General features: G+C 47.4%; 2 protein-coding genes. One reads left to right on the top strand and one right to left on the bottom strand.

What is annotated here, in order from left to right; all coding sequences use genetic code 11:
* Positions 1-456 precede the first annotated feature (456 nt).
* Positions 457-1,269: a PEP-CTERM sorting domain-containing protein gene (locus tag PX481_RS12080; RefSeq protein ID WP_288094642.1), complete on the top strand. Its 813-nt coding sequence runs from the start codon at positions 457-459 to the stop codon at positions 1,267-1,269.
* 321 nt (positions 1,270-1,590) lie between these two features.
* Here PX481_RS12080 and PX481_RS12075 read toward each other — a convergent pair whose 3' ends face one another.
* Positions 1,591-2,673, bottom strand: a complete 1,083-nt coding sequence (locus PX481_RS12075; protein WP_272083489.1) for an ATP-dependent 6-phosphofructokinase — start codon at positions 2,671-2,673, stop codon at positions 1,591-1,593.
* Positions 2,674-2,680: the final 7 nt, after the last annotated feature.

Below are 2,680 nucleotides of genomic sequence, written 5' to 3'. Positions count from 1 at the left end.
TAAAACAAACATTTTGCGTTATCGACCTACCACGCAAACTACTCTAGCATACTAAAATTAAATTGGCAACTATAGATTAGAGTTATTCTTAGTCGTGCTTCGTGTCACTGAGCCTGTCGAAGTGCTGTTCTATGCTGGCGGAACTTTTCATCTCCGAGGTGAAACCGAGAGCCTTCAAGCCGACATTATAGGTAAAGCAGATCGTTTAACCGAGTGAAGTCAATGTCACGTTCTGTTAAAACTCGCTGTCGTTTGGCTTCATCCCATTGAATACGCATGAGATACCCGAAATCAATGGAGAAAAATTGTTTTCACCCACTCTATGCTAACCTATCGCTCCCGAAGGCGAGGGACTAGGGAGAAGAATGTAAAGATTTATTAAATTGTAGCTTTTGATACAACGGGGGGGGGATAAGTGTGTATAGTTTGTGGCGTTTATCTTAAAACCACTAAAAAATGAAATTTGTTTCACTGTTATCCATCACTGCGCTCACAAGCAGTATCTTCATTGCGACCCCCCAAGCGAAAGCAGCAGTAGTTTTCCTTGACTTGAATACCTTTACCTCTGGGGGACCTGGCACAGGAACATTCGCGGGAACCCTAGGGGGAGTGAACGTTACAGGTTCTATACTCGCTGGTGGCGGACCTAACTTTACGATTGCAGGTATTAACCCAACAAGTTGGGAAGGAACAACAATCGATAATACTACCCCTCAATACAGCTACAGCAGCATCTATACTCCATCCCAAAGTTTAGGTGATCGGGTAGGTTATACAATGTTTAATCAGACTGGCCAGACTGCGACTTTAAAGATTCAGTTTAGCTCGCCCGTGACCAATCCCACCTTTCACGTTGCCAACCTTGACGGGATGATCTATGATTTCTCCGATCCCAGCAATGGTTCGATCGCACTCAATTTACTGAGCGGTAACGGTGGTGGCGGCGATGGCTTAACAGTCGATACCACGAACAAAATCATCGCCGATGCGAATCCGTTGACTGGCGTTGGTCTTCCTCCCTCCACTACCCCTCCGACTACTGGTGCTCGTTCCGCTTACGGTTCTGTGGAGTTATTGGGGACTTTTTCCGCCTTGAACATTAAGCTAAGGGGAAATCCTAGCCTAACACTTGCTGGGGATGGTGGAAGCTTTATTCTTAGCCTGAAGACACAGATTCCACCAGTTCCCGAACCAACCTCAACCCTCAGCTTCCTAGCTCTCGGCACTCTCGGCGCAGCTTCAACCCTCAAGCGCAAACTCAAACCATAAAAGTAGGCTAAATTGCTGACAAAAATACCATAAATGCCCCTTCATTCAGTCAGTTGAGGGGGTTTTATTTTTTGCCTGTGCTTCTACTTATTAAATTTTATTAATTAATTGCTCAAAAGTAGTTTCTTGTGGTAGAAAAAGATTTTTTGTACCGATAGGGTAAAATTTAATAGATATTGTAATTTTATGCCATAACGGAAGTTAATTACAGCAGTTATCTTAATGGTGAAATAACTTCTTTATTTGAGGGGTAATTTTAATCGGTGGGGAAAGGGCGATACTTAAGGGTTAATTCTCGCACCGATTCCCCTAGATTTAATCTCAATCCCCTAGACAAATACCCAAACCCCTGGCGGTTTTGACTAAAGTTTCTTCGGGATCGACGACGCGATAGGTTTTAATCGCCTCCTCGATGGGAACACTGACCACTTGCCGATTTTGCCAGGCCACCATGCGATCGAATTCCCTCCTGGCGATCAAATCTACGGCCGCCACGCCAAAAGCCGCCCCCAGTAAGCGATCAATCGGAGAAGGAATGCCCCCCCGTTGAATGTGGCCCAGGAAAGTCACTCTCGTTTCGGCCCCGGTTTCCCTGGCAACTTCTTCGGCTAAATAGCGACCGATACCCCCGAGACGATCTTCCCCTAGGGCTTCCTTTTGCACTAAGCGATTGCCAGTTTCGGTACGCACAGCCTCGGAGACAATAATCAGAGAAAACTGTTTATCCATACGCTGCCGTTGCCGGATCTTCTCGCAGACCTTCTCTAATCGGTAGGGAATTTCGGGAATGAGAATGATATCAGCCCCCCCCGCAATACCGGCAGCCAGGGCGATATGGCCGGCATCTCTACCCATAACTTCTAGAATCATCACCCGGTTATGACTAGCGGCGGTAAAATGGAGGCGATCGAGGGCTTCTGTGGCGATATTAGTAGCTGTATCGAAGCCGATGGAGACTTCTGTAGCTCCCACATCATTATCGATGGTTTTGGGGATACCGATCAGATTAATGCCTCCCTGTTGGGCGATACGGCGCAAAATCGCCAGACTACCATCGCCACCGATGCCGATCAGGGCATCCAGTCCCAGACTATGATAGCCGTCGATGATGTCCTGAGAGCGATCGATCAGGGTTCCATCCGGCATCGGGAAAGCGAAGGGATCCCCCTTATTGGTAGTACCGAGAATCGTTCCCCCCATCACTAACAGGCGATCGACTCCTTCAATATCAAAGATCGTGGTTTTGGGGGGACGGCTAACTAATCCGTTAGTTGCTTCTCGAATACCCACCACTTCCCAGCCATAATTGCCACTGGCATGGTGGACAACGGCACGAATGGCGGCATTTAAACCCGCACAGTCGCCACCACTGGTGAGAATTCCAATTCGTTTTTTTTCACCCATAGGTTTT

It is taken from the genome of Microcystis sp. M53603_WE2 (assembly GCF_030065435.1).
Note: the sequence above shows the minus strand (reverse complement) of the source record. Positions and strands in the feature narration are given on the sequence as shown.

Coding starts and splice junctions, on each gene's coding strand:
- PX481_RS12080 (WP_288094642.1), top strand. CDS start 457: ATGAAATTTGTTTCACTGTTATCCATCACTGCGCTCACAAGCAGTATC.
- PX481_RS12075 (WP_272083489.1), bottom strand. CDS start 2,673: ATGGGTGAAAAAAAACGAATTGGAATTCTCACCAGTGGTGGCGACTGT.